This is a genomic window from Kitasatospora sp. NPDC088264 (assembly GCF_040685715.1).
GTDB lineage: Bacteria > Actinomycetota > Actinomycetes > Streptomycetales > Streptomycetaceae > Kitasatospora.
In genome coordinates, this window is sequence record NZ_JBFBIR010000039.1 from 1 (window position 1) to 23,253 (window position 23,253).

The 23,253-nt window shown below is 75.7% G+C and carries 16 protein-coding genes; 5 read left to right on the top strand and 11 right to left on the bottom strand.

From position 1 onward, the window contains the following. Positions 1-111: 111 nt before the first annotated feature. Positions 112-471: a zinc ribbon domain-containing protein YjdM gene (locus AB0O82_RS25925; RefSeq protein ID WP_363586351.1), complete on the bottom strand. Its 360-nt coding sequence runs from the start codon at positions 469-471 to the stop codon at positions 112-114. Positions 472-759: 288 nt separating this feature from the next. On the opposite strand from AB0O82_RS25925, the gene AB0O82_RS25930 reads away from it, so the two are divergent. Further along, positions 760-1,998 (top strand): styrene monooxygenase/indole monooxygenase family protein, encoded by a 1,239-nt coding sequence (locus AB0O82_RS25930; protein WP_363586352.1) that lies wholly within the window; start codon positions 760-762, stop codon positions 1,996-1,998. A gap of 75 nt (positions 1,999-2,073) precedes the next feature. Here AB0O82_RS25930 and AB0O82_RS25935 read toward each other — a convergent pair whose 3' ends face one another. Genes AB0O82_RS25935 through fxsT form a run of 3 tightly spaced genes read right to left on the bottom strand, consistent with a single transcriptional unit; the run spans position 2,074 to position 11,019 of the window. Next, positions 2,074-3,102 carry a hypothetical protein gene (locus AB0O82_RS25935; protein ID WP_363586353.1) on the bottom strand — a complete coding sequence of 343 codons (1,029 nt, stop codon included), beginning with the start codon at positions 3,100-3,102 and terminating at the stop codon, positions 2,074-2,076. Continuing rightward, positions 3,099-4,355 carry a CHAT domain-containing protein gene (locus AB0O82_RS25940; RefSeq protein WP_363586354.1) on the bottom strand — a complete coding sequence of 419 codons (1,257 nt, stop codon included), beginning with the start codon at positions 4,353-4,355 and terminating at the stop codon, positions 3,099-3,101. The genes AB0O82_RS25935 and AB0O82_RS25940 overlap by 4 nt, the downstream gene beginning before the upstream one ends. A 4-nt stretch (positions 4,356-4,359) precedes the next feature. Next, positions 4,360-11,019 (bottom strand): FxSxx-COOH system tetratricopeptide repeat protein, encoded by a 6,660-nt coding sequence (gene fxsT / locus AB0O82_RS25945; protein ID WP_363586355.1) that lies wholly within the window; start codon positions 11,017-11,019, stop codon positions 4,360-4,362. A 136-nt stretch (positions 11,020-11,155) separates the two neighbouring features. On the opposite strand from fxsT, the gene AB0O82_RS25950 reads away from it, so the two are divergent. Further along, positions 11,156-11,716: a putative glycolipid-binding domain-containing protein gene (locus AB0O82_RS25950; RefSeq protein ID WP_363586356.1), complete on the top strand. Its 561-nt coding sequence runs from the start codon at positions 11,156-11,158 to the stop codon at positions 11,714-11,716. A gap of 13 nt (positions 11,717-11,729) precedes the next feature. Here the strand turns inward: AB0O82_RS25950 and AB0O82_RS25955 are convergent, their stop codons facing one another. Then, positions 11,730-12,473: an SOS response-associated peptidase gene (locus AB0O82_RS25955; protein WP_363586357.1), complete on the bottom strand. Its 744-nt coding sequence runs from the start codon at positions 12,471-12,473 to the stop codon at positions 11,730-11,732. 37 nt (positions 12,474-12,510) lie between these two features. After that, entirely contained in the window at positions 12,511-13,254 is a 744-nt protein-coding gene (locus AB0O82_RS25960; protein ID WP_363586358.1) for a helix-turn-helix transcriptional regulator, read from the bottom strand. Between the two features lie 54 nt (positions 13,255-13,308). Between AB0O82_RS25960 and AB0O82_RS25965 the strand changes: the two genes are divergently transcribed. Further along, positions 13,309-14,616 carry an MFS transporter gene (locus AB0O82_RS25965; protein ID WP_363586359.1) on the top strand — a complete coding sequence of 436 codons (1,308 nt, stop codon included), beginning with the start codon at positions 13,309-13,311 and terminating at the stop codon, positions 14,614-14,616. On the opposite strand, the gene AB0O82_RS25970 is transcribed toward AB0O82_RS25965, so the two are convergent. Then, the gene (locus AB0O82_RS25970; protein ID WP_363586360.1) at positions 14,606-15,451 is read right to left on the bottom strand and encodes a PaaX family transcriptional regulator C-terminal domain-containing protein; all 846 of its coding nucleotides are present in this window, start codon (positions 15,449-15,451) and stop codon (positions 14,606-14,608) included. The two genes, AB0O82_RS25965 and AB0O82_RS25970, sit on opposite strands and share 11 nt — an antisense overlap. A gap of 110 nt (positions 15,452-15,561) precedes the next feature. Between AB0O82_RS25970 and AB0O82_RS25975 the strand changes: the two genes are divergently transcribed. Together AB0O82_RS25975 and AB0O82_RS25980 are read left to right on the top strand one after the other, a co-directional pair. After that, the gene (locus AB0O82_RS25975; protein ID WP_363586361.1) at positions 15,562-15,813 is read left to right on the top strand and encodes a hypothetical protein; all 252 of its coding nucleotides are present in this window, start codon (positions 15,562-15,564) and stop codon (positions 15,811-15,813) included. A gap of 51 nt (positions 15,814-15,864) precedes the next feature. Beyond that, the gene (locus tag AB0O82_RS25980; RefSeq protein WP_363586362.1) at positions 15,865-17,049 is read left to right on the top strand and encodes a saccharopine dehydrogenase NADP-binding domain-containing protein; all 1,185 of its coding nucleotides are present in this window, start codon (positions 15,865-15,867) and stop codon (positions 17,047-17,049) included. Positions 17,050-17,098: 49 nt separating this feature from the next. On the opposite strand, the gene AB0O82_RS25985 is transcribed toward AB0O82_RS25980, so the two are convergent. The 4 genes from AB0O82_RS25985 to AB0O82_RS26000 all read right to left on the bottom strand — a co-directional run bounded on the left by AB0O82_RS25985 (position 17,099) and on the right by AB0O82_RS26000 (position 23,117). Further along, entirely contained in the window at positions 17,099-19,174 is a 2,076-nt protein-coding gene (locus AB0O82_RS25985) for a hypothetical protein (RefSeq protein ID WP_363586363.1), read from the bottom strand. 103 nt (positions 19,175-19,277) lie between these two features. Then, on the bottom strand, positions 19,278-21,701 hold the full coding sequence (locus tag AB0O82_RS25990; RefSeq protein ID WP_363586364.1) for an RICIN domain-containing protein: 2,424 nt from the start codon (positions 21,699-21,701) through the stop codon (positions 19,278-19,280). Between the two features lie 259 nt (positions 21,702-21,960). After that, positions 21,961-22,710: a sulfite exporter TauE/SafE family protein gene (locus AB0O82_RS25995; RefSeq protein ID WP_363586365.1), complete on the bottom strand. Its 750-nt coding sequence runs from the start codon at positions 22,708-22,710 to the stop codon at positions 21,961-21,963. Continuing rightward, positions 22,707-23,117, bottom strand: coding sequence for a rhodanese-like domain-containing protein (locus AB0O82_RS26000; protein ID WP_363586366.1), 411 nt, complete (start codon positions 23,115-23,117; stop codon positions 22,707-22,709). Before AB0O82_RS26000 ends, AB0O82_RS25995 begins: the two co-directional genes overlap by 4 nt. Between the last annotated feature and the right edge of the window lie 136 nt (positions 23,118-23,253).

Genomic DNA, 23,253 nt, shown 5'->3' on the forward strand with positions numbered 1-23,253 from the left:
GGCGGGGGGGGCCGCGGGGGGGGCGCGGCGGGGTTCCCGGAGCGGGGCGCCCCGCTCACGGCCCCGCGCCCCCCCGGGCCCGCCGCCGTTTCGCGCCGGGCGCGGGCCCGGTCAGGCCTTCTTGACCACGCTCGACTTGAGCTGCATCGCGCCGAACCCCTCGATCCGGCAGTCGATGTCGTGGCCGTCGACGCCGCCGACCAGACGGATGTTGCGGACCTTGGTGCCCGCCTTGATGCCGGAGACGCTGCCCTTGACCTTGAGCGCCTTGACGACGGTCACGGTGTCGCCGTCGCTGAGCACGTTGCCGACCGCGTCCCGGATCACCCGCTCGCCCGGGCCGGCCGGTTCGGCGGCGCCGCCTGCCGCGGGCATCCACTCGTGGCCGCACTCCGGGCAGACCATGAGGGCGTTCATCTCATAGGTGTACTCGCTGGAGCACGACGGGCACGGGGGGAGGTGGTCGCTCATGCGCGCGGGCTGTCCTCTCGGGTCGGGCCGGGGGTCGGCGGCTCGCCAGCATGTATGAAGTTGAAGAATTTTTCAAATCGCTTGTTCGACCGCGTCCGACCGCGGACGGTGACGTTCCCGGCCGGGCGCGCGCGGGCCGTGGACGCGGGTGCCCGATGACTGGTATCCAGGCCACTGGCAGCGCGACTGGCGGCCGACCGGTGCCCACCTCCCCCCGCGGGCTCACCAGCCCACGGACGGACGGGTGTTGAGGCCGGGCCAGGACGTACAACCAGGAAAGCGGAGACGATGCGCAGAGTTCTGATCGTCGGCGCGGGGCAGGCCGGCCTCCAACTGGCCCTGGGGCTCCAGGCCCACGGCTACGACGTGACGGTGATGACCGACCGCGACGCGGACGCGGTCCGGAGCGGCCGGGTGCTGTCCACCCAGTGCATGTTCGACGCCGCGCTGCGGACCGAACGCGACCTCGGCCTGGACCTCTGGGCGGACACCGCACCCCGGATCGAGGGCGTCGGAGTCTCCGTCGCCGGGCCGGAGTCCGCGCGGGTGATCGACTGGGTCGGGCGCCTGGACGCGCCCGCGCAGTCCGTCGACCAGCGGCTGAAGATGCCCGCCTGGCTGGAGACCTTCGCCGGGCGCGGCGGCCGGGTCGTGGTCCGCCCGGTGACCGTCGGCGACCTCGAACACCTCTCCGGCTCCTACGACCTGGTCCTGGTCGCGGCCGGAAAGGGCGACCTGGCCGCGATGTTCGAGCGCGACCACGAGCGCTCCCGCTACGACCGGCCGCAGCGCGCGCTGGCCGCCAGCTACGTGTACGGGCTCGGCCCGCGCCCCGAGCACGACTTCCCCGCCGTCCGCTGCAACGTGGTGCCCGGCGTCGGCGAACTGTTCGTCATGCCGGCGCTGACCGCGGCCGGCCCGTGCGACATCCTGCTCTGGGAGGCCGCCCCGGGCGGCCCGGCGGACGCCTTCGACGGGGTCCGCGACCCGGCCGAACACCTGCGGGTGACGCTCGACCTGATGAAGGCCTTCACTCCTTGGGAGTATGACCGCGCCCGGGCCGGAATCGAACTCACCGACGCCGGCGCCACCCTCGCCGGGCGCTTCACCCCCGTCGTCCGCCACCCGGTCGGCGAACTGCCCGGCGGCGGAGCGGCGCTGGGCGTCGCGGACGTCGTCGTCCTCAACGACCCGATCACCGGCCAGGGCTCCAACAACGCCGCCCGGTGCGCGGCCGGCTACCTCGACGCGATCCTCGCGCACGGCGACAAGCCGTTCGACCGCGACTTCATGCGGGCCGCCTTCGACCGCTTCTGGCAGACCGTGCGCCCCAGCACCGTCTGGAGCAACGCGATGCTCGCGCCGCCGCCCGAGCACGTCCTGCACCTGCTCGGCGCCGCCGGTCAACTCCCGCCCGTCGCCGACCGGTTCGCCAACGCCTTCAACGACCCGGCCGACCTGGAGCAGTGGTTCCTCGACCCCGCGAAGGCGGCCGCCTACCTGGAGTCGTTCACCCCGCAGGACTGACCGGCGCGGACTGACCCGCGCGGCGGCTGGCGTGGATCGGTCGGGGCACCCGAGCGGGACGACGGGCCCGTCCGGTCAGCGTGAGTGGGCGGCGAGGCTGAGCAGCAGGTGGGCGGATTCGGGGTGGTGGAAGTCGGAGTGGGCGCCCGCCGGGTTGAGGCGGGTGGCCAGGCCGCCGCGGTAGACCCGGGCGGCGTCGATGTTGACGATCGGGTGGTCCAACTCGGCGTGCGGGTACGGGGAGGCGGTCGGGCGCAGCCGGGTGCTGAACTGGGGGACGGGGGCGACGCCGGTGCCGGAGTGGCCGATGCCCGGGCGGCCCTCGGCGCGCAGGTGCCAGAAGCCGGTGGCGCGGTCCCAGCGGGAGTGGGTGAGCACCAGCGGGCCGCGCAGCGGGGCGCCGGGCCGGCCGGGGCCGAGGAACAGCCGGGGGAAGAGGTGGGTGAAGGCGTCGCGGGGCGCGGCCATCTGGAAGATCAGCGCGCTGTCGACGGTGAACGGCCGGGTGGGGTCGCCCGGCCGGCTCCAGCCCAGCACCGGTGGCCCGGCGGGCCGGTCGGCCGCGTACTGGACGGCCTCGCAGAGGAAACGGCCGCCGAAGGAGTGGCCGACCAGGTGCAGGTACTGGCCGTTGCGGTTGGCCAGGACGCGGGGCGCGGCCGGGTCGCCGCGGTCGGCGTCCAGGTAGCCGAGCAGGTGGCCCAGGACGCGCCCGGCCTGCCCCTGGGCGCTCATGGCGTGCGCCCGGGCCCGGATCCGGCGGTAGCCGGCCGGCGACGGCAAGCTGGAGGACGGCCAGCGCACCACCACGCACCACGGGCGGAACCCCCTGGTCAGCCCGGGGTAGGCGGTCGGCGCGGACCGGTGCAGGGCGGCGGCCTCGGTGAGCAGGGCGGCGGCCGAGCGGTCGGCGGCGGCGGGGCTGGTCTGCCAACCGTGGACGTAGACGTAGACGTCGGTCGCCCGCGGGGGGATGCGCAGGTGCCGGGCGAGGTGTTGGGCGATCCGGGCCTCGGGCACCGGCGTGCGGGTGCCGGGGACGAGCAGCCGGCCCTCCTCGTCCAGGTCGACGGTGGCGGTGGCGATGGGCGTGGGCGCCGTCACGGGGTCAGCTCCAGGATGCTGTCGAGGCCGCAGTGCAGGGAGTAGGTGAGCGCCAGCGGGTTGCGGTACTCGCGGGCGAACCACCGGACCAACTGCTGGGTGATCTCGCCCGCCGTGGACTCCCCGGTCAGGTAGAGGTCGAGGAAGGCGAAGGCGTACTCGGCGGCGAAGACCTGCGGGATCTCGATCTGCGGGCCGAGCACGCCGTTGGCGCCGAGGTCGACCAGCGCCCGGCCGAGGTGCTCCAGTTCGGCGGCCGTGGACTGCCCGGTGTGGCAGGCGTTCAGCAGCACGAACGGCCGGAACATGGCGTCCGGCGCCTCGGCGTGCCGGCGGCGGTGGCGGCGCACCAGGTCGGCGTCGATCTGGCGGTCGTCGGAGAGCCGGACGGCGAGCTGCTCGTACGGGGAGTCGCCGGCGACGAACTGGCCGTGGCACCAGAAGTACATGACGTCCTCGTCCAGCACGGCGGAGGACAGCGCCTTGAGTAGCGGTTCGGACTCGGTGCGCACGGTCAGCTGGGAGCGGTCCTCCAGCAGTTTGCGGACCTCGGGGGCCCGGCCGACGTCGGTGAGCTGGTCGTCGGTGTTGAGGCTGGTGACGGGCCTGGCGCGGGCCGGGTACGGCGGCTGGATCGGCGGGTAGCCGGCGCCGGTCTGCTCGACCTGGTGGCGGTGGCCGAGGAAGTCCGCCCACGGGTCGGCGTGGCCGCCGTCGACGGCGAGCATCGGCCAGGGCAGGTGGAGGTCGGAGTCGAAGCTGATCCGCAGCGAGCCGCTCTCGGTGAGCGTCCGGGTGAGGTAGTCGCGGAAGACGGTGAGTTCGCGGTCCGGCCCGTCGAGCATCACCTCCAGGAAGTACCGTCCCTCCTCGGCCAGTTCGGCGACCTGCCGCTCGGCGACGCCGGCCAGCCGGTTGAAGTCGACGGCCTGGGCGAAGGGGTAGCCGCCGATCGGCTCCGGGTCGTACTGGACCAGGCGGTCGCGCCAGATGGTCCGCAGCCGGGAGGCCCGGGCGAGCAGGGCGGGGGCGGACACCTTCAGCTCCGCGCGGTGGGGGCGGGACCAGGGCGTGCGCTCGCCGGGCCGGAAGGCGGAGACGAGCAGGTCGTCGCGGTGGCGGCGCAGCGAGACCACGAGGTCCAGCGGGGCCGGCTCCTTGGCCTGCGGGGCGTCCGGAGCCTGTTGCCGGGGGAGCCGGGTGAAGTCGGCGGAGGGGTTCTGGCGGATCTCGACGAGGAGGTCCCGGGCCACGCGATTACTCCTCGTCCTGGGCGATGTGGGTGACGGTGGGGACTTGGCCGACTTGGGGGACGCGCGTGACGTGCGGGACGTCGACGACGGTGGACAGGTCCTGGAGCACGGAGCCGTGCCCCCGGTCGTAGACGGTGATCCGGACGGTGTGCGGCCCCGGCACGGACGGGGTCAGCGCGAAGCGGGCGGGCTCCCCGGCCGGGCTGTAGTCGGCGACGGGTGGATCGAGCACGGCGTCCGAGGCGGCGACGGCCACCAGGCGCAGGCCCGGCAGCTCGCCGGGGTCGGCCTGCGGCACCTCGGGTTCCAACCGCAGCTCCAGCCGCACGGTGGCCCCCACCGCCGGCTCGTCGAGCAGGGTGAGCCGGGGCCGCCAGGCCGTCCTCGGTACCGCGGGCGCCGGGGAGCGGCGCCGCTCCCCGCGCGAGCACCGGATCAGTGCGGCTGGCTCGGACGGTTCCGGCCCGAGCTCCGCGCGGACGGGTGCGGCCGGCAGCGACTCCGGCCCGCCGTCGTCAAGTGGGGCCGGCGACTCCGCTGCGCCGCCGTCGAGTCGGGCCAGGGCCGTCCGGCTCTCCACCGCCAGCGGATGGCCGGGGCCCATCAGGGTCCGGCGCGCGGTGTGGACGGCCACCAGCAGGTCCCGGGCGGCGTCCCGGCGCCCGCTCGCGGCGAGCGCGGCGGCCAGGCCGACGGCCAGGGTGGGGAACACCGGGAGCAGCCCGGGGCGCAGGGTACCGAGGCTGACGGCGACGTCGTCGGCGTGCCGGTGTCCGGTCAGCAGTGTCCCGGCCGGGAGCCGGTCGGCGACGATGCCCTCGTACACCCGCACCGCCCCGACGGCGTCGCCGGCCCGCAGCCGCGCGTGGGCGAGGCTCTGGCGGATGCTCAGGGTGAGGGAGTTGCGCGGGCCGTGGCTCGCGGCGCACTCCTCGGCGAGTTCCTCCAGCCGGACGACGGCGCGCAGCGGCCGCGGGCCGCAGGCCAGCAGCAGCGCGTGGGTCTCGCGGGCGGCGAGGGTGGCGTCGTCGGTGCTGCCGAGGGCGTCGTCCGCACAGGCGGCGAGGGTGGCGGCCAGGCGCACCGCCGCCTCGTGCTCCCCGTTGAGGTGGCGGGCGACGGCGAGGACGCACCCGGACCGGACGAGGCCGGGCAGGGCGGGGCCGGCGGGTCTGGTCCAGTCCGCCGTCAGGGGCGACAGTTCGGCGATCGCGCCGGCGTGGTCCCCGGCGAGCAGCAGCGCCTGGGCGAGGCCGTACCGTACGGCGTGGGCGAGCAGGTGCTCCGGGCCGAGGGCCGATTCGGCGGCGGCCAGCGCCTCCCGGTAGCAGTCGGCGCCCTCCGCGTACCGGCCGGCCTCGACGAGGTTGAGCGCGATGCTGTCCCGGTCGTCGAGGGAGTCGAGGGCATCGATGGTGTCCGGGGCGCCGGGGTGTTCGGCACCGAGGATCCGGGTGCGGTCGGCCAGCAGGGCGCGGGCGCGGTAGAGCGCGTCGGCGCGGTCGTGCTCCCAGCGGCGGCGGTGGGCGTGGGCGAGGTCGGTGCACGCGGTGAGGGTGTCGGGGTGGTCCTGGCCGTGTACGCGCTCGTGGTCGGCGAGCAGCATCAGCCGTTCGACGATCTCCTGCCGCTGCCGGCCGGCGCAGGCGTGGACGGAGGCGAGGCCGGAGCGCTCGCCGAGGGTGTCCGGGTGGTCCGCGCCCTGGACCCGGGTCCGGTGGGCGATCAGCTCGGTGAACAGGGCTGTGGCGCGGTCGAGTTCGCCGGTGGCGAGGACGGCCTCGGCGAGTTGGGAGAGCTGGAGGAGGGTGTCCGGGTGGTCGGGGCCGTGGATGCGCGCACGGTCGGCGGCCAGCGCCTCCCGTTCGGCCTCGGCCTGGTGCAGGAGGCCCGCGAGCCGGCGGTCCTGGGCGAGGCTGCCGCGACAGGCGAGGGTGTCGGGGTGGTCCGGGCCCTGGAGCCGGATCCGGTCCCGCAGCAGCGCCTCGTCGAGTTCCGTCGCGGGGCGGTGGTCGCCGCCCGACCGGTACGTCCAGGCCAGCAGGAACCGGGCGCCGAGGGCGTCGGGGTGGTCGGGCCCGAGCACCCGCTCGGTGTCGGCGACCAGGGGCACGGCCAGGTCGAGCGCGCGTTGGAGGTCGTAGCCCGCGCGGTACGAGGAGGCCTGCCACCAGCGGGTGTTGAGGGTGTCGGGGTGGTCCGGGCCGAGCACCCGGGCCCGGTCGGCGGCGACGGCGCCGAAGGCCTCGGCCGCGCGGCGCTGGTCGTCCGCGTCGCGGTGGGCGGCGGCCTGCCACCACCGGGTGGTGAGCGTGTCCGGGTGGTCCGGGCCCTGCGCCCGCTCCTGGTCGGCCAGCAGCGCCGTGTACAGCTCGGCGGCGGCGGGGTGGTCGCCCGCCGCCACCACCGACCGCGCGAGGCCGAGCCGCGCGTCGAGGGTGTCGGGGTGGTCCGGTCCGAGCGCCCGCTCGTAGTCGGCGACCAGGGCCCGGAACAGGTCCACCGAGCGGTCGTGCTCGGCCGCCTCGCGGCAGGCCTGGGCCAGGCCGAGCCGGGTGTCCAGGGTGGTGGGGTGGTCGGCGCCCAGGACCCGGGCCAGGTCTGCGACCAGTGCCTCGTACAGCTCCAGGGCGCGTTCGAGTTCGCCGACCTCGTGGTGGCCCGCCGCCTGCGAGCGCCGGGTGCCGAGGGTGTCGGGGTGGTCGGGGCCCTGGAGCCGGGTGCGGTCGGCCACCAGCGCGGAGTGCAGCTCTGCGGCGCGGCGGTGGTCGCCCGCCTCGGCGTGCGCCCAGGCCAGGGAGCCGCGGGCGTCCAGGGCCAGCGGGTGGTCGGCGCCGTGGATCCGGGTGCGGTCGGCGGCCAGGGCCTCGTAGCGGGCGATGGCGTGGCGGTGGTCGTTCGCGGAGGAGGTGGCCCAGGCCAGTCCGGCGCGCGTGGCCAGCGTCTCGGGGTGGTCGGCACCGCGGATCCGGGTGTCGTCGGCCACCAGCGCGTCGAACAGCTCCACCGCACGGTGGTGGTGGCCGGCCCGCTGGTGACCGTTCGCCTGCCACCAGCGGGCGGTGAGGGTCTGGGGGTGGTCGGCGCCCAGGATCCGGCCGCGATCGGCCGCCAGTGCGTCGTACAGCTCCACCGCGCGGCGGTGCTCGCCGGCCCGCTGGCAGTCGTGTGCCAGCCACCAGCGGGCATTGAGGGTGTCCGGGTGGTCGGGACCCTGGATCCGGGCCCGGTCCGCGACGAGCTCCTGGTGGAGCTCCAGCGCCCGGCGGTGCCGGCCGGCGGCGGTGAGCGCCTGCGCCAGCACCAGACGGGCGCCCAGGGTGTCGGGGTGTTCCGGTCCGTGGACGCGGGCTTGGTCGGCCACCAGGGTTTCGGACAGCGTGACGGCCCGCCGGTGGTCGCCCGCCTCCCGGCAGCTGTCGGCGTGCCACCGGCGGGTGTTGAGCGTCTCCGGGTGGTCGGGGCCCTGGAGCCGGGCGCGGTCGGCTGCCAGTGCTTCGTACAGTTCCGCCGCGTGCCGGTGCTCCCCGGCGTCCCCGTGCGCGGAGGCGAGCCACCACCGGGTGCTGAGGGTGCGGGGGTGCTCCTCGCCGTACAGCCGGACGCAGTCGGCGACCAGTTCCGCGTACAGCTCCACGGCGCGCGGGTGGTCGCCGCTCTCGTCGTGGGTCCGTGCCAGCTGGAGGCGGGCGCTGAGGGTGGTGGGATGTCCGGCGCCGAGCACCAGGGTCAGGTCGGCCAGCACCCGTTCGCGCTCGACGAGCGCCTCCCGGATCCGTCCCGCGCTCTGGAGGGCGTAGGCCAGGCCGGTGCGGGCGTTGAGGGTCTGCGGGTGGTCGGGGCCGTGGACCCGGTCGTAGTCGGCCACCAGCCGTTCGCGCAGTTCCACGGCCCGCCGGTGGTGCTCCGCCGCGCCGTGCAGCCAGGCCTGCCAGCCGCGGGTGTGGAGGACGGCGGGGTGGTCGGCGCCGAGCACCCGCAGCCGGTCGGCGACGAGTCGGTCGCACAGCTCCGCCGCGTGTCGGTGGTCGCCGGCGTCGCCGAAGGCCCGGGCCAGGCTCAGTCGAGCCTCGAAGGTCTCGTAGTGGTCGGGGCCGTGGACCCGCTCGCGGTCGGCGAGGAGCCGCTGGCATTCGGCGAGCGCCGCGCGGGGGCGCCCGGCCAACAGCAGGGTGCGGGTGAGGTTGGACCGTTCGTCCAGGGTGTCCGGGTGGTCCGGGCCCTGGACGCGGGCGCGGTGGGCCACCAGGTCCTCGAACTCGGCCAGTTCACGGCCGGTCCGGCCCGCGACGCGCAGCGCGTAGGCGAGGTCGCTGCGCTCCTCCAGCGTGCCGGGGTGGTCCGGCCCCTGGGCGCGGGCGCGGTCGCGGACCAGCGCCCGGTGTTCGTCCACCGCCGTCCGGAGCTGGCCCGCCTCGCGGTGGGCGTGGGCGAGACCGCTGCGCGCGTCCAGCGTGTGGGGGTGGTCGGGCCCGAGGACGCGGGTGTAGTCGCCGACCAGATCGGTGAACCGGGTGACCGCCGAGGCCGGGTGCCCGGCCTCGCAGTGGGCCGTCGCCAGCCGGCCGCGCGCGAAGAGGGTCTGCGGGTGGTCCGGCCCCTGGACCCGGACGTGGTCGGCGACCAGCGCCTCGTACCCGGCGACCGCGGCCCGGTGGTCTCCCGCGACGACGTGGGCGGCCGCGAGCCAGTCGCGGCTGGTGAGGGTGTCGGGGTGGTCGGCGCCGAGCACCCGGGCCCGGTCGGCCACCGCCTGCTCGTACAGGGTGATGGCCAACCGGTGCTGACCGGCGGTGAGTTGGGCGTACGCGAGCCCGTTGCGGTGGGCCAGGATGTCCGGGTGGTCGGGGTCGTCCAGGACCCGGCCGGCGTCGGCCAGCAGCCGCTCGAACTCCGCCACCGCCGCCTGGTGCTGACCGGCCACCTGGAGGGCGTAGGCCAGGCCCGCGCGGCTGGTGAGGGTCTCCCGGCTGTCGGCGCCGAGCACCCGGGTCCGGTCGGCCACCACCGCGCGGAACTCCTCGACGGCGCACCGGTGTTCACCCGCCTTGCGGTAGGCGTGGGCGAGGGTGCTGCGGTCGGCGAGGGTGGCCGGGTGGTCGTGGCCCTGGCGGCGGGTGCGGTCGGCCACCACCGCCCGGCAGAGCGCGACGGCGCGGGCCGGGTCGCCGGCCCGGGTGTGGAGTTCGGCGAGCCGGCCCCGGGTGGCCAGGGTGTCGGGGTGGTCGGAGCCCAGCAGGCGGGTCTGGCCGTCGGCCATCGCGGTGACCAGCGGGATGGCGAACACCTGCTGGGCCCGGTCGGTCAGCTCGCCGGCGGCCAGCCGGTACAGCGCGACGGTCTGCGGGGTGGGGTGATCGGACGGGCCGCCGGCGGCCAGCTCGCGGATGTGCGGCAGCAGCGCCCGGCGCAGCCGGGGCCCGGCGGTCGGCCAGAGCCGGGCGGCGGCCTCGGCGAGCTGCTGTTCGGCGCGCCGGCGCAGCAGGCGGGCTCCGTCGGAACGGCGCAGCACGCCCTGGAGCAGGCGGTGCACGGTGACGGTCTCGCCGAGGGTGATCAGGTTGTAGTCGGCGAGCAGCCGCAGCGCGGAGTCGACCTCGGCCGGGCGGCGCGCGCCGAAGGGCGTCAGGGCTTCGCGCGGCAGTGCCTCGGGGGCGTACCAGGCGAGCGTGCGCAGCAGCTCGACGGCGAACGGGGCGGTGGCCTGGACGGCGCGCAGGGTGGTGTGCCAGAGCCGGGAGACGGTGGCCACCGCGCCGGAGCCAGTACCGGAGTCGGAGCCGGAGCCGGCGTCAGGGCGGGCCGGGCTGCTGGTGCGCAGCAGCTCGCGGTAGGCGGCGAAGGTCGTGCCGGTCTGCTGCACGTAGGCGCCGGCCTGGGCGAGGGCGAGCGGCAGGTGGCCGAGTTCGTCGGCGAGGGCGAGCACCTCGGCCTGGTCGGCCCGCGCTCCGAGGTGGGCGGCGCCGCAGAGCAGCCGGGTGGCCTCGGGGGCGTCGAGGACGTCGATCCGCACCGGGCGGATGCCGGGGTGCCAGCCGCCGGCGCGGCGGCTGGTGACCAACTGGTGGCCGCAGCCGAGCAGCCGGCCGAGATAGGGGGTGAGGTGGACCGGGTCCTCGGCGTTGTCGTAGACGAGCAGCCAGCGGTCGTGGGCGCGCAGCCAGGCGAGCGCCCACTCGACCTGCTGGCCGGGCGGGGCGGTGAGGGCCCAGGTGGGGTGGAGGTGGACGGCGAGGTCGGCGAAGGCCTCGGCGAGCTGCTCCTCGGACTCGGCGGTGATCCACCAGATCAGCCGGTAGTGCGCGGCCTCGGCGTAGGCGTAGTGCAGCGCGACGGTGGTCTTGCCGACCCCGCCGAGGCCGTGCAGCGTGGTGGCCTGGGTGACCAGCCCGCTGCCGTCGCCGTCCGACAGCGCCTCGGCGATCGCCCGCAACGCGCCGTCGCGGCCCACGAGTCGGTCCGCGGCGCGGGGCGGCAGGTTGGGAGCGGGGGCGCTCGCCTCGACGGTCAGCGCGGCCCGCGCCGCCTCGGGCGGCAGTACGGCCGCCCGCTGCTCGGCGTGCGGGTTCCCGGCGGTGGCGGGCGAGACCGGGCGGCGCCGCTGGTCGAAGGCCTCGTGGTCGGGCAGGCCGCCCTCGGGCCGGACATACGTCGTCCTGGACATCAACACTTCGGCGCCCTCACCCCCACGTACGGTTCCGCCCGCCCACCGTAGTCGCGGGCGGGCGCCGTGTCACCGGATCCCGCCGGTCGCCCGGAGGGGGCGCGCGCCTGTCGGTACCGGACGGTAGCGTGCCCGGATGATCACGCACACCGTTCCCACCTGGCAGGTCGCCGAGACGGGCGGCCTGGAGACGTCCTGGATCGAGCTCGGCGCCGCCGCCCTGCACGCCCGCGGCCGGGTCGCCGCCGCGCGGCCCGCGCCGTACTGGCTGACGTACGAACTGGAGACCGGCGAGGGCTTCGTCACCCGGTGGATGCGGGTCCGGGCCGAGACCGCCGACGGCGTCCGCGAGCTGGAACTGCGTCAGGACGGCGGCCGCTGGAGCGTCGACGGCGTGGAACGGCCCGACCTGGCCGGCGCGCTGGACTGCGACCTCGGGCTCTCCCCGGTGACCAACACCCCGCCGGTGCTGCGCCACGGCCTCCACCGGGGCCCGGGCGAGCGGCACTTCCTGATGGCGTGGATCCGGGTGCCCGACCTGACGGTGCACCCCTCCCGTCAGACCTACACCCACCTCGGCCTGGACGGCGGGCGGGCCACCGTCCGCTACGCCTCCGGGGACTTCCGCAGCGACCTCGTGCTGGACCGGGACGGCCTGGTCCTCGACTACCCCGGGCTGGCCGGCCGGATCGCCTGACGGCCGGGCGGCGTCAGTCCGCCAGTCCCAGCGGGTCCGGGGTGGGGTCGAGCAGTTCCGGCCCGTTGGCGCGGACGCTGTTGACGGCGGGGGAGACGGCCCGCACCCGCAGGGCGCCGTCGGCGGGGCGGCGCAGCAGGTGGTGGAGTTCGTCGGAGTCCGTGAGATCGGGGGCGAGCCAGGCGGACAGGTCGGCGGGGGCGATGGTGAGCGGCATCCGGTCGTGGACGCGCCCGGCGCTGTCGGTGGCGTCGGTGGTGATGACGGTGGCGGTGGCGAGCCAGGCCACCGGGTCGTCCTCGGGCCGGGTCTGGTCGCGCCAGAACTCGTACAGGCCGGCCATCAGCATGACCGAGCCGGTGCTGAGGAAGTACGGCTGCTTGTACTTCTTCCGGCCGGCGGCGGCGGGCACCTCGCGCCACTCGAAGTAGCCGTCGGCGGGGATGACGCAGCGCCGGGTGGTGAAGGCCTTGCGGAAGGCGGGCTTGAGGTGGACGGTCTCCGAGCGGGCGTTGATCATGCGGGCGCCGCCGGAGGGATCCTTGGACCAGGACGGCACCAGGCCCCAGCGCAGCGGGCGCAGCTGCCGCAGCAGCTCGCCGCTCTCCCGGTCGACGCGTTCCAGGACGGCGGGCACCGGGTCGGTGGGCGCCACGTTCCAGCTCGGCGCGAACGACTCGGCCGGATCCCAGCGCAGTTCGCCGAGCAGGGCGACGAGGTCCTGGGGCGTGGTGGTGGAGACGAAACGACCGCACATGCTCCCCACCCTGCCACCAGCGGCGGACGATTCGGGGTCAGTACGCGGGGTGGCGGCCCGGGGTGTGGCCGAAGGCGCGGCGGAAGACGTCGATGAAGGCGCTCGCGGAGGACCAGCCGCAGCGGTGCGCGACCGTGGTGACGGGCAGGCCCTCGGCGAGCAGCACCAGTGCGTGGTGCAGCCGCAGCTGGGTGCGCCACTGCGGGAAGGTCATGCCGAGGTCGGCCCGGAAGAGCCGGGAGAGCGTGCGGTCGCTGGCGCCGGCCGCCCGGCCCAGTTCGGTGAGGGTGCGCTGGTCGGCCGGATCGGCGCGGAGCCGGTCGCAGACCGCGCGCAGCAGCGGTGTGGCGGGGGCGGGCAGGTGCAGCGGCTGCTGCGGGGAGGCGCGCAGCTGGTCGAGCAGGACGGCGCGCAGCCGGGTCCGTTCGGGGCTGTCGTCCTCGGGGGTGCGGGTGTAGGCGACGATCAGCTCGCGCAGCAGCGGCCCGACGGCGAGCACGGTCGGCCGGTCCAGGCCGAGCGGGTTCTCGGTGGCGGGCAGCCCGACCAGGTGGAGGTCCAGTTCGCCGTGGGCCTGGTGGGCGTGCACGGTGCCGGCCGGGACCCAGATGGCGCGGGTGCCGGGGGCGACCCAGGAGCCGGCGTCGGTGGTGATGGCGAGCACGCCGCTGGCCGCGTAGGCGATCTGGTGGTCGTCGTGGCGGTGGGCGTCGATCCCGGCGCCGGACGCCAGCCGCTGAACGCGGGTCGGGGCGACGGGGTCGTGGCGGATGTTCGGCATCACCTGGCAGATTATCGGAAGCCCGACAGGTACCGCTGCGCCGAGCATGTCGGCATGCCGAAGACAACGCCGGACAACCCGCCGATCACTACGCCCAGTGCGTCCAACACCTCCAGTACACCGAGTACACCGAGTACGCCGAGTACGCCTGACCATCCGAAGAGCACACCCGGCAAGCGGGACTCCTCGATCACCCTGCTGTCCCTCGGACACGCCTGCGTGGACGTCTACCAGGGCGCGGTGGCCGCCCTGGTCCCGTTCTTCGTGGCCGAGCGCGGCTACGGCTACGCCGCCGTCTCGGGCGTGGTGCTCGCCGCCTCCCTGCTCTCCTCGGTGGCGCAGCCGCTGTTCGGCGCGATCACCGACCGCCGCCCGCTGCCCTGGCTGCTGCCGGTCAGCACGCTGGTGGGCGGCGTGGGCATCGCGCTCAGCGGGGTGAGCGGCTCGTACCCGCTGACCCTGGCCTTCGTGGCGCTGTCCGGGGTCGGGGTGGCCGCGTACCACCCGGAGTCCGCCCGGGTCGCCCGGCTGGCCGCGCGGGACGGCCACCGAGGGATGGCCTGGTTCTCGCTGGGCGGCAACCTGGGCTTCGCGGCGGCCCCGCTGCTGGTGTCCGTGGTGGTCTCGGGCGGCGGCCTGCGGCTGACTCCGCTGCTGGTGCTGCCGGCGCTCGCGGGCGCCGTCCTGTGCCTGCCGGTGCTGCGCGAACTGGAGCGCCGGCGGGCCGCCGGGACGGCTCCGGCGCCGGTGGCCGGGGCCGACGACCGGGTTTCGTTCGTGCGGCTGTCGCTGGCCGTGGTGTGCCGCTCGATCGCTTTCACCGGCCTGAGCACCTTCCTCGCGCTGTTCGCCACCCAGCGGGTCGGCGGCGGTACGGCGGCGGGCACCGCGGCGCTGGTGGTGCTGTACGCGGGCGGCGCGGTGGGTTCGGTGCTGGGCGGCGCGCTGGCGGACCGCTGGGGCCGGGTCGCGGTGGCGCGCTGGTCGTACCTGGTGGCGGCGGTGGCCGTGGCGGGCGTGGTGCTGGTGCCGGGCCCGGCGCTGTACGTCTTCGTGGCGCTGACCTCGGCGGGCCTGTACGTGCCGTTCTCGTTGCAGGTCACGCTGGGGCAGGACTACCTGCCTTCGCGGATCGGCACCGCCAGCGGGATCACGCTGGGCCTGACCGTCAGCATCGGCGGCCTGGCGAGCCCGGTGATCGGCGGCCTCGCCGACGCGACCTCGCTGCGCACTGCCCTGCTGCCGTTGGTGCTGATGCCGGTGCTGAGCTGGCTGCTGTTCCGCACCCTGCCGGAGCCGGTCGCGCCCGCAGCCCCGGCCGCGACGGAGGCGACCGAGCCGGGTCCGGCGGCTACGCGGTGACGGCCGCGACGACCTCGGCGTAGGCGTCGAACAGCCGGGGTGCGCCCGGCCCGGGGTCGGCGAGCAGCAGCGCCCAGCAGCGGGCGACGAGTTCGCGGGCCGCGGTGCCGGGCCAGGGCTGTGGCAGGAGTTCCGGCGGCAGCAGCGGGTCTGGCTCCATGGCCTCGGTGAAGGCGGCGGCCAACTCCAGGGCGACGGTGAGCAGTTCGGAGCCGGTGAGGCCCTTCTCCAGCCGGTCGAGGCGGTCGGCCGCGACCTCGGCGAGCCGCTGGTGGCCCTCGGCGACCTGGTCCAGCGGCCACCAGCGCCGGGCGAGCGCGCGGGGGTCGTCGGTCTCGCCGGCGCGCAGGTCGCGGCTGGTGAGGAGAGTGAGGTGGCCGCGCACGTCCAGGGCGGCGGCCTCGGCCAGGACGTCCTCCTCCCAGGGGTGCGGCGAGACGTAGAGGCCGTTCTGCACCGGGGCGCCGCCGAGCCGGAGGATCGCCTCGCGCAGCGCGTCCCGGGCGGGCCGGGCGTGCTCGGGGACGGCGAATCCCGCGAGGTGCCAGACGCCGTCCCAGGGGGCCCGGCCGCGGTCCTGGGCGTACATCAACGCCACGTACTCGACGTCGGGGTCGATCGAGCGCCGGGTCTCGGCGGTGGCCCGCAGCAGGGCCCGGCGGCCGCGCCCCTCCTGGACGAACCGCCCGTCGCCGGTGAGGCGCTTGACGGTCAGCCGGACCTGCTGGTCGGTCATCCCGAGCAGGTCGGCCACGGTGTACAGGTCGCCGCAGTCGACCGTGCCGTCCGTGCGGACCATCGCCTCGACCAGCACCCGGGTCGGAATCTCCACCATGGCGACCATCCTAATGCGTTCAGATCTGATACGTTCGTTTTGAGAACGATAGATTAGCGGAACGAAGATGCGCGGGCGATGGCTGCTCTGGGGATCACTGCTGTCCGTGGGTGGTGCTCCTGCTCGGCGCGGGCGGCTGGGTGGTGTACCGGAACGAGTACGACCTCAAGGGGGAACGCGTCACCATCACCGGCGGCAGACAGCCGCTGCACGGCGTCCTCGCCCGCCCGACCGGCGGCCGTACCCCCGCCGGCCTGGTCGTCCTCGTCCACGGGGACGGCCCCACCGCACCCCGCTCGCTGTTCAGCCCCGGCTACCTCGACGAGCACCGCAGCTTACTGACCTCGCTCGGGCAGCGCTGACGGCCCAGCCGCACAGCCGGTGAACACCGACCGGCGAAAGGAGAAACGACGATGAGAGTGCTCGCCCTCGGCGGAGCGGGAGCGATGGGCCGCGTCGCCGCCCGGGTCGCCGCCCGACTGCCCGGCGTCCACGAACTCGTGATCGCCGACCGCGACCCGGACGCCGCCCGCCGCACCGCCGCCGCCCTCGCCGGCGGCCCGGTACCGGTCCGGGCCCGCCAGGTCGACGTCACCGACGGGGTGCAACTGCACGCCGCCCTCGCGAAGGCCGACGCCGTCCTCAACACCGTCGGCCCGTACTACCGCTTCGGCCTCGGCGTGCTGCGCGCGGCGATCCGCACCGGCACCCACTACCTGGACATCTGCGACGACTGGGAACCCACCGTCGCCATGCTGGAACTCGACGACGAGGCCCGCGCCGCCGGCGTCCGCGCCGTGATCGGCATGGGCGCCAGCCCCGGCGTCAGCAACCTGCTCGCCGTCCGGGCCGCCGCCCGCCTCGACACCCTGGCCGACCTCTACACCGCCTGGCCCGTCGACGCGGGCGCCGAACCCGACGACACCTCCCTGCTCGGACCGGACGGTGCCCCGCTGGCGGCCGCCGTGCACTGGATGCAGCAGATCAGCGGCACGGTCGCGGTGGTCGACGGCGGCCGGATCGTCCAGCGGCCCCCGCTGCGGCCGGTCGCCCTCGACCTGCCCGGCGGCCACCGTGGCACCGCGTACACCGTCGGCCACCCCGAACCGGTCACCCTGCACCGCAGCCTGCGGCCCGGCGGCGCGGCCGCCAACCTCATGGTCGTCACCGCCAGGACGGCCGCCTACCTGGACGTCCTGCGGGACGACCTCGACGCCGGGCGCCTCGGCAACGAGACCGCCGCCGTCGACCTCGACCGCCCCACGCTGCGCCGCACCCTGCGGGCCGCCGCCCGCGCGGCCCGCTTCCCCGGCCCCGGCAGCCTCCCCGGCTTCTTCGCCGCCGCCACCGGCAGCCGCGACGGCCGGCCGGTCACCGTCCTCGCCCGGCTCACCGGCGCCGAGGCCCTGCTCGGCGACATGGCCGAGAGCACCGGCGTGCCGGCGGCCCTCGGCCTCGCCCAGCTCCTGGACGGCGGCGTCCGCGCCCCGGGCGTCCACCCGCCCGAGGCGGCGATCGACGCCGGGCGCTTCTTCGCCGACCTGGCGCGCCACTGGCCGGGCGTCGGCGTCGTGGTGGAGGAGCGCCCGGGAGCGTGATCAGGAGGCGTGATCAGGGGACGTGGTCAGGGCGCGGGCGCCGGTGAGGTCAGGACACGACGCTCCAGCCCTGTCCGGGGGCGGCGCCGTCGGCCGCGTCCGTGGTCACGGTCGAACCCGCCGTGCCGGTGCGGGCGTTGAGGACCAGGCCGGTGGCGACGTTGGTGACGGTGAGCGTGCCGGTGGCGCCGTCCTGGGTGACCCGCCACTCCTGCCAGCGGTTGCCGGGCGAGTAGTCGAGCAGGTAGGCGCTGTTGCCGGGGTCGGTGCCGGCGGCGAGCACGGTGTGCGCGTGGGTGGCGGTGGCGCAGTTGTCGGCGATCCGCACGGTGCCGTCCGGGTTGCTGGTGAAGGTCCACTGCTCGGAGGTGTGCGTGGGCCACCAGGTGTTGACGTCGGCGACGGCGCCGAGCGGCGAGCTACAGGTCCCCGCCACTTCGAGGACCAGCCCGCCGCTGCCGCCGGCGCCGATCGCGTGGTAGCGACCGTCGTCGACCACCGCGGCCGGCCCGGTGGCCGGCCGGGCGCTGAGCCGGTACAGCGCCACGCCGTGCGGGGCCACCGAGGCGCCGAGCGTGCCGGTGACGGTCGAACTCGCGCCCGTCCACAGCTCCTTGGCGGTGTAGCCGGGCCCGGTGAGGCCGAGTTCGCTCAGGCTGGTGCTCACCGTGCGGCTCGCGGCCGGGTCCTGGTTGACGAGCAGCACGGCGGTGTCGCCGTTCGCCAGCCGCCGCTGGAGGACGACCGGCGCGGTGGCGTTCGCGGGTTTGGCGCCGACCAGGGTGGCGGGCTTGGCCAGGGCGTCCTGGTCGATGGCTATGACGTCGCGGTTCTTCAGGATCGCCAGGCTCGCGGCGTCGATCCCGGTGGACCAGGTGTGGCCGTCCGCGCTGTGCTGGGACTGCGCGGCGGTGCGCAGGTCGGCGCCGGAGACCAGCGGGGCTGCGAGCATCGCGAGGACGGAGGTCTCGGTGCGGGACTCGTCGTCGGTGAACGGCTTGTGGCAGGTGCAGGTGTCGGTGGTGCCCCAGGCGCCGTAGACGTCCTGCCAGCCGGTGAACATCATGTCGAGGTCGTTCCAGCTGCCCGGGCGCACGTTGCCGGGGTACTGCAGCGCGGTCTGCAACTGCCCGTTCCAGAGCACCCCGTCGAGCTCGCTGTCGCGGTCGCCGCCGATCCGGCAGAGGTTGGCGACCTGGCCGCACCAGACGCCGGTCGGCGCGTAGCCGGGCGCCTGGAACGGCGCGGTGCCGGCGGCCTGCACCACCGGGTCGGTGCGCGCCGGGTCGTCGGCCGCGAGCAGGTACGGGACGCCGGTGTGGGCGGGCTGGGCGGAGACGCTGAGGGTGACCTTGGGCCGGCCCTGCGCGGCGGAGGCGGCGTCGAGGGCGTGCTGGAAGGTCTGGACGCGGGCGTAGACCGAGCGGGTGAGTTCCTTTCCCTCGCCCTGGGTGTAGTAGTTGTGGCCGTCCGGGCCGGTGATCTGTGGGCCGTAGGGGCAGTCGTCGTACTTGACGTAGTCGACGCCCCAGGAGACGAAGTCGCCCGCGTCGGTGCTCTCGTGGCCGAGGCTGCCGGGGTGCATCTGGCAGGTGAGGTAGGTGTCGGTGGCGTAGAGGCCGAACTTCACGCCCTTGCTGTGCGCGTACTGGGCGAGGTACTCGATGCCGTTGACGGTCCGCCCGTTGACGGTCTGTGACGGGAAGTGGTCCGGGCGGGGGATGAGGTGGCCGGAGGTGGGGTCGGTGCCGGTGCCGTCGGTGCCGGCGACGGGGTTTCCGGCGGTGTCGTAGAGCTGCATGGCGCCGTCGGCGTTGCGGACGAGGTCGGTGGTCTGGCCGTCGCGGTGCCAGAGCGACCAGCCGTCGTCGATGGTGACGGTGTCGTAGCCGGCCGCGACCAGGCCGTTGGCGGCCATGAAGTCGATGGTCTGGACGACCTGGTCCTCGGTGACCTCGGTGCCGAGGGAGTTCCAGGAGTTCCACCCCATGGGCGGGGTGAGGGCGTTGCCGTTGCCCAGGGCGGCGGCGGGGGCGGCCGTGCCGAGGGTGAGGGCGCCGAGGCCGGTGGCGGTGAGGGCCAGCGCGAGCACGGGTGCCGCGAGGCGGTGGGGGATGTGGCGCATGCGCACTCCTGCGGGTGTGGGGGAGGTGATGGTGCGTCGGGTGGTTCGGGGTGCGCGGCCGGCCGGTTGGGGGCCGGCCGGCCGCGGTACTGCGGTGTGGGGGTCAGTCGGTGACGGCGGCGCTCGCGGTGTGCCCGGGGGCGAGGGTGACGGTGGCGTAGGTGTAGGTCACGCCGTCGACGGTCCTGGTCCGGGTGGGCCGGGCCTTGCCGTCGACGGTGATCCCGCCGTGCGGGCCGGTGAAGCGGGCCTCCCAGGTGAGCGGCGCGCCGCCGGTGTTGGTGACGGTGCTGCTGCGGTGGCCGTCGTGCCGGACGGTGACCGAGCCGGCGCCGACCGGGATGTCGGCGACCTCCAGCCAGCCCATCGAGGCGGGCAGCCGGGAGGCGGTCACGAGGGTGTGCGCGGCGGCGTCGGGCTCGACGCCGAGCAGGCCCTGCACGGTCTGGCCCAGCAGGGTGAACGGGACCTCGGGGTAGTCGCCGTTGAGCATCCGGCCGCTCGCGTGGAGCTGGTCGACGCCCTGGTAGATCTGCCGCATCCACTTCCAGGCGGTGTCGCCGTCGTGGTTGGCGAAGAAGGCGTCCGGCAGGTAGGTGTAGGCCTCCAGGTTGGTCGAGCGCTGCGGGCCGGAGTCGGCGGCGTCGATGGCGGCGAGGAGGGCGTCCCGGCGCGGGCCGGGGTCGAGCAACTGCTTGACCGGCATCAGCACGCTGGACTCGTAGCCCCAGCCGGTCACCGGCTTGCCGGTGGTGTCGTAGCCGTGCACGACCTCGCCGGGCTGCTGCCGGTCCACGCTCCAGGTGGTGTTGACGTAGTCGCGCAGCGCGGTGGCGGCCTGCCGGTAGCCGGTGGCGGCGGCGGTGTCGCCCTTGGCGGTGGCCAGGGTCTCGGCGGCGAGGTACGCCTGGTACTGGGCGCCGATCGCGTCGCCGGCCTCGGCGTAGGTGCTGGTGGCGTTCTCGGCGTAGCTCGCGGTGCCGGCGAAGATGCTGCGGCTGGTGGCCTGCGGGATGGGGAGGCCGCCGTTGTCGACCGGGCCGGGGTGCTGGGCGATGAAGGGGCCGAGGGTGTTGCGGACGTAGCCGCTCAGCGCGGGGTCGTCGGCGTAGTCGCGGTCCCCCGTCCACCGGTAGGCCTCGCCGGCCTTCTCGACCAGCTCGAACGGCGCGGGCAGCTCGCGCACGAAGCGGTCGGGGCTCCGGTAGTCGATGCTGCCGTACGTCCTGGCGTCGAAGTTGAGCGCCCAGACCGGGTAGAGCTTGTTGGTCTCGGTGGCGGAGCCGGCAAAGCCGCGCAGCATGGTCTTGTTCTCGGCGTCCAGGCCGAGCAGGTGGGCGCCGACCAGTTGGTGGGCGAAGTCGCGGCTGTAGAAGTCGGAGCGGAACGGGTAGCCGGCCCAGTAGGTGGTGTCGTAGGTGGTGGTGCCGGTGCCGCCGGGGTTGTTCTCGTCCTGGTTGAGCACGCCGGTGGTGCCGGCCTGCTGCACCCAGCTGTTGGCCTTGGTCTTGGCCCAGTCGAACAGGGCGACGACCTCCGGGTCCGAGGAGCTGATCCTCGGGTCGCCGGGGGCGGACGGGGCGACGGAGGCGTCGTCCGCGTTGACCCAGCCGGTGGGGGAGGAGCCGATGCCGAGGGTGAGCCGGTCGCCGGCCGCGACGTGCACCCGGGGCAGGGTGTACTTCGCGTAGACGGGCTGCTCGGGCAGGGTCAGCGAGCGGACCACGGTGCCGTTGACGCTGACGGAGAAGGTGCCGCCGGCGCCGCCGGTGGCGATCCAGGCGGACAGGTCGTAGCTGCCAGCGGTGACGGCGGTGACCTGCTGGGCGATCCGGTGGCCGGAGCCGGCGTCCAGGTAGGCGAGGCGGGTGCCGCCGTGCGGGTTGTTGGTGGCGACGCCGGTGTGCTCGGTGAACGTCCAGCCGTCCGTGCCCTGTTCGAAGCCGGGGTCGGTGAGGGTGAGCGGTTCGCTGCGGGTGAGGGTCCAGCGGTGGGCGGGCCGGGCGTCGCAACGGCGGCGGTCGGCGGCGCTGCTCTGCTCGTGGTCGGCGGCGCCGTCCTGCTCGCGGTCGGCCGCCGTGGTGAGGCAGGCGCCGTGTGCGGTCAGGGTGTGACTCCCGCCCGGTGCCGGGGAGATGGCGAAGGTCTCGGCGGCGGGGTCGGTGCCGCAGTCGGCCGTGCCGGGGTGCCGCCCGGTGCCGTCGAGGGTCAGGCAGCGTCCGCTCGCGGCGTTGACCAGCCGGTAGCCGTCGGTGGTGCGGTGCAGTTGCCAGCGCTGGCTGAGCAGTCCCTGGCAGGCCGCGCCGACGACGGGCGTGCCGGCCGCCGACTGCGCGTACTGCGGGCCGAGGCAGCCGCCGTCCAGGACGGAGCCGAGGACGTAGCCGCCGCCGTCGACCAGCGGGGCCGGGCCGTCGGCTCGGGCCGGTCCCGCGCCGACGGCTTGGACGGCGAGGACGGCCAGGACGGCCAAGCCCGAGGGCAGGGCGCGGACCGGTCGGCGGCGCGGGGCGCGGGTGGGGGGCATCGGGGCTCTCCTGTCGGACGGGTGGCGGTGCGTCAGGGGGCGGGCAGCGTGCGCGGGCAGGGGTTTGAACGTTCAAATCCCCGGAGCGGCGCTGGGTGACATGTGCAATGTCACACGCCCATCCGAGTCGCGTCAACGGTCGGCGCACGGTCGGCTGCCGCCCTCCGGACTCGTCCTCCGGTTCGCGCGCCGGGAGCCGGGGCCCGCCCGGCGTCGGTGCGGGGCGGTGGCCGGCATCAGCGCAGCGCGGCGACCGGCGTCAGCGCAGGGCGGTGACCAGCATCAGCGCGGCCACGCCGAGCAGGGCGAACGCGAAGGCCCGCTGGAGGGTGCGCCCGCTGAGCCGGTCGGCGAGCCGCTTTCCGTCCCAGGCGCCGAGGATCGCGGCCCCGGTGAAGGGTGCGGCCACGGCCCAGTCGATGGCGCCGGTCGCGCCGAGGCGGGGCAGCAGCGCGGCCAGCGCGTTGGCGGTGATCACCAGCAGGCTGGTGCCCACCGCCTCGGCCATGGTGAAGGCGAGCACCGAGACCAGCGCGGGGACGGCGAGGAACCCGCCCCCGACACCCAGCAGCCCGGTGACCGCGCCGAGCCCGGCGCCGGTCGCCGTCGAGCGGCCCCACCCGGCGGCGGAATGTTCCTGCGGGGCGGCCTTCGGCGGCACCAGCATCCGCCAGGCGGCCAGCCCGGCCAGCACCGCGAACGCGCCGGTCAGCAGCGCCCCGGGCAGGTGCGCCGAGAGCGCCCCGGCGGCCGTGGCGGCGGGCAGCCCGGCGGCGGCGAACAGCGCGCCGGTGCGCCAGCGGACCCGGCCCGCCCGGGCGTGCGCGAGCAGGCCGGTCAGCGAGGTCGCGGCGACGATCACCAGGGCGGCCGTGGTGGCCAGCGCCGGGCTGAATCCGAGCAGGTAGACCAGCGCGGGGACGGCGAGCATGCTGCCGCCTCCGCCGAGGCCGCCGAGGGCGAGGCCGACCACGGCCCCGGCGGCCAGCGCCAGGAGCAGCGCGGTCATATCGCGTCCCCGGCGTCCCTGGAGCTCCCGTCGCCGGCGCTGCCGCCGCTGCCGCCGCTGCCGGTGCCGCCGCCCGGCGTGGTGACCGGCAGTCCGGCCCGCTCCCAGGCGGTCATGCCGCCGACGACGTTCAGCACCTCGACGCCGCGTTCGGCGAGCAGCTGCGCCGCCCGCGCGGAACGGTTGCCCGAGTGGCAGATCGCCAGGACGAGCCGTCCGCCCGCCTCGGGCGGCAGCGGTTCGCGGGCGGCCAGGGCGATCAGCGGCAGGTGGAGGGCGCCGGGGGCGTGGCCGGCCGCGAACTCGCCGCGCTCCCGGACGTCGAGCAGGACGGCTGTGCCGGCGCGGGCGAGCTGGTGGGCCTGGGCGGGGGTGGTCTGCCCGGGGTCGGGCGGCAGCGGGGGCATGCGGTGCTCCGGTGGTCTGGTCTGGTGCGGGCCGGACGGCGCCGGACGGGCCGCCGCGGGGCGGGGCGGGGCGGCGCGCCGGGCGGGCGCCCCAGGGGCGTGGGCGCCTCCTCGGTTCCGCCCGTCTCCGACGGCG